The organism is Undibacterium sp. 14-3-2 (assembly GCF_016595265.1).
GTDB lineage: Bacteria > Pseudomonadota > Gammaproteobacteria > Burkholderiales > Burkholderiaceae_D > Undibacterium > Undibacterium aquatile.
Genome location: NZ_JAENGS010000006.1, coordinates 314645 through 321122, shown reverse-complemented (window position 1 = coordinate 321122; position 6478 = coordinate 314645). Strand labels below are relative to the sequence as shown.

Here is a 6478-nt window from a genome sequence, read left to right as displayed (position 1 = left end):
GCGCACAGGATCATCATGTTTCGGCGCTGGCTGCTTTATTTCTGATCCCGACGTCTCTTCCCATTAGCACTCCTTATTCAGCCGTCTTCTGCTCTTCGCTCTTACTGACCAGCGGTCACTATGGCTGGACGAATGGTAAGCCTTCTTAGTACGGAAGACTTAGAATGACATACTGTAAAAATTTACTATAAGAATCATGATTTCTACTCAAGCAAAAGGCTTCTCTTTAGTCGAAGTGCTCATCGCAGTCTTCGTGTTGGCACTCGGAGTAATCGGCGCTGCTGGATTGCAGCTAGCAGCAGTCCGTACTTCTCAGCAAAGCGGGTATCAGACTATCGCAGTTGAATTGGCAAATGAGCTTGCAGATAAGATGCGATCAAGCGATGCTCAAATGAAGTTATCTGACTCAGCAAATGTGTTTGCAAATATTAGATACGATTCCGCTTCCGACTCTGATCCTACTGCGCCTACGCTTTGTTACAGTTCATCAGCTAATTGCAATGCAAATGATTTGGCAAAAGCGGATATTTACGAGTGGTTGGTCAATGTAAAAAAATTACTGCCAGGCGGCAGAGTTTTAGTCTGCCGAGACTCTGCGCCGTTCGATACTTCCGCTAAAGCACTTACATGGACCTGTACCGCTGACTCTAACTCTGGATTAACAATAAAAATTGGCTGGAAGAGCAAAAATCCTGACGGAAGTTTTGTTACAAGCAATGGAGTAACGCCGCCAAGTGTTGCGCTGACAGTTGAATCTTACGTGAAATAGTCATGTCTAAAAACGCCCTTAAATCCACCTCCATGGTTAATTCATTTAAACTTAATCAAAATGGCTTGACTTTGATTGAATTGCTAATCTCAATTACAGTAGGCCTGCTAGTGGTTTTGGCTGCAACCGGCTTAGTTGTTTCTACGAAAAAATTATTTCTTAGTCAAACCGAGGGGAATGAAACGCAGGATACGACGCGTTTTGCGTTAGATAACATTTCTCGTTCAGTTCGCCAGTCTGGCTATGTAAATTATGATTTCGTCAACTCTGCAAAAATTACTCCTTCTACTGCAAGTGCTGATATCGTTGGTATGGATGCAAATAGCGTATCCGCAACATCGGATGATATTGCTTCCCCGACCGGTAGCTCTGTAAATTTTAGTGACTTATTAGCTATTCGTTTTTTTGGGTCTGGAAAAACCGGTACTGGCGATGGATCTGTCAGCAATTGCGCAGGATTCTCAGTTTCTGAGCCTGTTTCATCAAATACAGCAGGCCAGGATCGTGGATGGAGTATTTATTACGTGGCAAACGATGCCAATGGCGAACCTGAACTATTTTGTAAATATTACAGTTCCGACTCTGGCAAATGGAGTGCTCAGTCGCTTGTCAAAGGAGTCGAATCATTTCAGGTATTGTATGGTGTTGACACGAGCAATCCAAAGGATGGTACCGCAAATAAATTTTTAACTGCGACGGCTGTGAATGCTTTAGATGCAGCTTTGGTGCTAGATGGTAATACTGCAGATGAAAAAGCCAAAGATTTGAACCGTAAAACTTTTTGGAAAAAAATCACAGAAATAAAAGTTGCTTTGCTTGTCAGTGGTGCGCAGAATTCACGCCAGGATGAGGCTAAAACAACTTACGATTTGTTTGGTGCAAGTTATGCATCCACGAGCTCTGGAGTTGATAAAGGTACCACTATCAGGGAGGCAGATATACCTGAATCAAGGAGAAATCGAATACGAAAAGTATATAACGCGACGATTCAGGTTCGTAATGTTTGTGACGTTGATCCTGACCGTGACACTTGCCGTTCTCCAAATTGAGTCGAATATGTTTAGATTAAAAATTATGTCGCAGACGGGTATAAATTTATCTCAGTTTTCTTTGTTAAAACGACAAAGGGGGGCATCGCTGATTGTCTCGTTGCTGATGTTGATTGTTGTGTTGATGCTGAGTATTTCTCTTGCAATGGTTTCGTTGCAAGGAGAAAAGGCATCAAGAAGTGATCGCGACCGCCAAATTGCATTAAATGCAGCTGAGGCAGCGCTAAAAGACGCTGAAATGGATATTGATCCTCAAGTCGTTCTTGCCAACGGAAGAAGCAATTTATTCGACGCGACATCTAATCTTTTTTTCGAAGCGGGATGCGCATCTGGCGATGCTAACCTTTATCAAGGTATGTGTGCAGCTGCCGTACAGGGGCAGCAAGCAACTTGGATAACTGTCAATATTGCTGATGATAGTGCTGGCTCTGTCTCAGTGAAATATGGCCGTTTTACTGGTCAAACTATGACGACTGAAAAAGGAGTATTTCCGGCTAAATTGCCACGCTACATTATTGAAGCGGTTCAGGATACTGAAGCCGGAGGCAAAGCTGACGATCAAACCAAATATATTTTCCGCATTACTGCGGTTGGTTTTGGCCCTAATCCAAATGCTAAGGTGGTTTTGCAGTCTTTCTACAGAAAAGCTGTTAAGTCATAAAATTTGTACTACCAGAGTCAACATTCAAACTCTGGCCGGAGAGCTAATATGAAAAAAATAATTAAGTCTGTCGTTTCAATCAGTTCCTTACTTGCTAGCACCCTTGTCTTTGCCGCGCCGCCAGTAGTTAATTTGGCCAACATCCCTCTTTATTCGGGTGGCGGTAGTGTAAGACCAAATTTGTTATTGGATCTTTCCGTAGAGTTTCCAACAGTAAAAGCGGCTTATAACAATGCGAGCGACTACAATAAAACCGTTGAATATCTTGGTTATTTTAATTCTAAGAAATGCTATACAAACGGTGGGGTTAAGAGTTTTACTTTGGTAAATACTTCTGGTACCGCGACCGGCGGTTCAAAGACAGCTAGTTGGTCCAATACTCAACCAGCGGTAGCAAATGCTGCCAATTCTTTTTTTCAAATTTCTGGAAACGCAGACAGTAATTATGAGTGTGACGGAAGTTCGTTCAGTGGTAATTTTATGAATTGGGCCTCATCGTCTGCAATTGATATGTTGCGGCTTTCCCTGACTGGTGGAGATCGTATTTACGATGGTGATACCCAGACGATATTACAAAGAGCTTTTTTGTATAGTAGTTTTTATAATTCAGGCTACTTTACAAAAAAATCAATCAAAGCATCAACAACTCAAAGTGCACCAAATAAGGTCACACCGTATTCGGTGACAACGTTGTATATCCTGAATTGTGATAATAAGATTTTATTTAACGATGCTACGACTACCGCTGGTTGTGCAACTAACAGAACCTATCCTACCAACTTATCCTCTAGTGATTCAAAATTGATTTCTGGTACGGATAGAACGCTGGGTGAATTTCTTGTTCGGGTGCAGGTATGTGATGCAAACGAAGCATCAACGAGAACAGATTTGTGTCTCAAATATCCTAATGGTAGTTACAAGCCTGTAGGAAACATGCAGCGGAATCAGAACAACGTAAGATATGGTGCTTTTGGTTATCTGATGAATAACGTGAATACACGTTATGGTGGGGTGTTACGTGCGCCTTTGAAGTATGTCGGCAGTAAGCAATATCGTGCTGCAAATGGTTTCGCGGAAGAGGTGAATGACCGTCCTGAGTGGGATGCAAACACTGGGATTTTTGCTGCAAACTCAGAAAATGACGCCTCAGGAAATAGTGGTGTTATTAATTATCTGAATAAATTCGGACGTACTGGAAATTACAAGGGTTACGATCCTTTGAGCGAGTTGTATTATGAGAGTATTCGATATTTGCAAGGGAGACAGCCCACATCGAATGCCTATTCATCAATGTCAACGACGGAGCAGGATAACTTTCAAGTGCTGACAACTTGGGTTGACCCTGTTGAGGCATCATGTCAGAAAAATTACATTATTGTCATTGGTGATGCCAATACTCACCAAGATACTTATATTCCAGGCGGAACTTTAACCGGAGCCAGTCGTAGTAAACGTGCAGCAGATACAGCAACAACACAGTGGCCAGCTTTTAACGTGGCGACGCAGACTGGTCTAGTTGCAGCCTTGGAGTCTTCATCTTCATCGGGGAATTCTGCTCCGGCTACTTCCTTGGCGAATATGGCCACAGCATATACGGGTTCGAGTAACGGAACATTTTATATGGCGGGCACAGCCTATTGGGCTCACACGAACGATATTCGTCTTGATAAGCCCGTGCGCGTCAAAACCTTCACGATTGACGTAGACGAAAATGGGAATGGCTCTATTGATAATGCGTCCAGAAGCAATACTGCTCCGCGTTTGTCTCAGCTTTATCTGACTGCAAAATATGGCGGTTTTAATGATCTTAACCTTGATTTAAATCCGTACAAGACGTTTGGTTCGGATGGTAAAACGGTTGTTAATAATAATAAGGAGTGGGCGAGCGGAAATGGTACTGATCCTGACAATTTTTTTCTCGCCAGTGAACCAAAGAAGATGATGGCAGCGATCGACAATATTTTTAAATCTGTTGCTTCTAGCGGGGGTAATCTTGCCGGTGTTGGCATTTCTTCAAATTATGCAAGTGACAACCCTTTTGTTTACGCTCCAGGATTTATGGCAGAGAAGTGGTCCGGTAGTCTGAAGAAAATATCCGCAATTGGAACGAATCAGACTCCTGTTTGGGATGCGGGAATTATTCTGACTGGTGATCCAGTTGCTAAACCTTCGATTGCTCCAAATCCTTTACCAGCGAATCGTAATATTTTTACATCTAAAATTGCCGCGGATGGCTCTTTGTCTTTAACCTCATTTTCATCGTCAGGAGGCGCATTTAGTGCGGCAGATCTACTTGCATTAAATACAGATCCGCATACCGGGACGGTGGATAATTTTGCGACCGATAGGATTAATTTTTTACGTGGAGACCGTAGTCAGGAGCAATCGAAAGATGCGTCGGGTAATGTAACAGGTAAGTTCAGGGTTCGGGATAGCGTGCTGGGCGATATTATTAACAGTGCGCCAGTGTACTATGGTGCGCCTTCAAAAAACATTACTGGCGCGGGATATAGTACTTTTTATAAGAACTATGTTAATCGGCAGAAAGCTGTTTACGTCGGTTCAAATGATGGCATGCTCCATGCTTTTGATGCAGATAATGGAACCGAGTTGTTTTCTTATGTTCCGAATGCCTTAATTTCGAAATTAAACAGGCTGACCGATCCATATTATAGTCATCAGGCATTTGTTGATGGACGCATCACGGTGAAAGAGGCTCAGGTAAAAGGAAATTGGAAAACCTTATTGATATCTGGTTTTGGTGCTGGCAATAAGGGTGTGTTTGCTCTTGATGTCACAAATCCAGCAAATTTCTCAGGTGGGTTGGGTGCTCTTTGGGAGTTCACAGATAAGATAGATGTCGATATGGGGTATGTGCTTTCGCCACCAATGATTGCCAAGTTCCGTACTGGAGGAACTGCAAGTAATCCTACCTATTCTAATTTCGTCGTTGTTTCCAGTGGGTATGATAACTACGATTCGAATCCGTCTGCGACAGGACAGGGGGCGCTGTTCTTACTATCGTTAGACAAAAATCCGGGAGACCCTTGGACAATAAATTCAAACTATTTCAAATTGCTAACTCCAATTAAAGATGCGACGCAGCGTAATGGCTTGGGTGCCCCTAACGTGACATACGGCAACGATGGTGCTGTGAATTATGTTTATGCAGGTGATTTGCAAGGAAATATGTGGCGGTTTGATTTTACTGGAACAGATTTATCAAAGGCTAAAACAGTAACTACGCCTGTGTTTACTGCAAAAACTCCAACAGGTGAAACACAGCCAATTACTGTGCAGCCTCAGATCGTATTTGCTCCTGGAGGCGGTTATATCCTTCTGTTTGGTACTGGAAAGTATTTAGAAACATACGATGTTACACCTGTAAATTATCAAGTGAATACTTATTACGCCATACTTGATACGACTTATACTGCTGATGCGGTGACAGGGCGTAGCCAATTGGCACCGAGAACGACTGCTGTGTCTGGAACTGGATTGACCTTAACTGGTGATAAGTTTACCTATGGCACGGTGACAGGGACAAAAAAAGGCTGGTATTTTGATTTTTATGATTCGAAGAATACCGGTGAGCGTATTCATCACACATTACCCGGTGCAATTGCTGGTAACTATTACTTTTTTAATACCCTGATTCCAAGCAACGATCCTTGTTCAGGCGGTGGTGGTCGTGAATATATGGTGGATGTGCTAACTGGCTTGAATTCAGATGTTACTGGCACTTTGTCAACGATTGGCTTATTAACATCACCAGTGATTATTTATACATCAACCACTACCGGAGACAGAAATGCGACGGGTAGCCGTAAAATTACTACATCAATTACTAAAGTTGACAGTGGCCCTAATGGGAGCAAACGTACAGCAGCGCCTGATGCAGTGACTCGTGCCGGGCGTTTGAGTTGGAGGGAGTTGCAAAATTATGATGAAATGCGTAAAACGGCAATTTCGAGTGGGCAATAACAAATTCTAAGAGTT

4 protein-coding genes are annotated in these 6478 nt (G+C 42.8%); all 4 read left to right on the top strand.

Features of this window, described 5'->3' with window-relative positions; all coding sequences use genetic code 11:
* Nucleotides 1–196: 196 nt before the first annotated feature.
* Genes pilV through Undi14_RS15000 form a run of 4 tightly spaced genes read left to right on the top strand, consistent with a single transcriptional unit; the run spans nucleotide 197 to nucleotide 6463 of the window.
* Nucleotides 197–769 carry a type IV pilus modification protein PilV gene (pilV, locus tag Undi14_RS15015; protein ID WP_200181241.1) on the top strand — a complete coding sequence of 191 codons (573 nt, stop codon included), beginning with the start codon at nucleotides 197–199 and terminating at the stop codon, nucleotides 767–769.
* A gap of 2 nt (nucleotides 770–771) precedes the next feature.
* Nucleotides 772–1818, top strand: a complete 1047-nt coding sequence (locus Undi14_RS15010; RefSeq protein ID WP_200181239.1) for a PilW family protein — start codon at nucleotides 772–774, stop codon at nucleotides 1816–1818.
* Between the two features lie 7 nt (nucleotides 1819–1825).
* Complete coding sequence (locus tag Undi14_RS15005; protein WP_200181237.1) at nucleotides 1826–2479, top strand: PilX N-terminal domain-containing pilus assembly protein; 654 nt, start codon at nucleotides 1826–1828, stop codon at nucleotides 2477–2479.
* A 48-nt stretch (nucleotides 2480–2527) separates the two neighbouring features.
* Nucleotides 2528–6463, top strand: coding sequence for a pilus assembly protein (locus tag Undi14_RS15000; protein WP_200181236.1), 3936 nt, complete (start codon nucleotides 2528–2530; stop codon nucleotides 6461–6463).
* Nucleotides 6464–6478 lie beyond the last annotated feature (15 nt).

What these genes read in the sequence shown, in the direction of transcription:
- Undi14_RS15000 (WP_200181236.1), top strand. Translation starts at nt 2,528, where the DNA reads ATGAAAAAAATAATTAAGTCTGTCGTTTCAATCAGTTCCTTACTTGCT.
- Undi14_RS15005 (WP_200181237.1), top strand. Translation starts at nt 1,826, where the DNA reads ATGTTTAGATTAAAAATTATGTCGCAGACGGGTATAAATTTATCTCAG.
- Undi14_RS15010 (WP_200181239.1), top strand. Translation starts at nt 772, where the DNA reads ATGTCTAAAAACGCCCTTAAATCCACCTCCATGGTTAATTCATTTAAA.
- pilV (WP_200181241.1), top strand. Translation starts at nt 197, where the DNA reads ATGATTTCTACTCAAGCAAAAGGCTTCTCTTTAGTCGAAGTGCTCATC.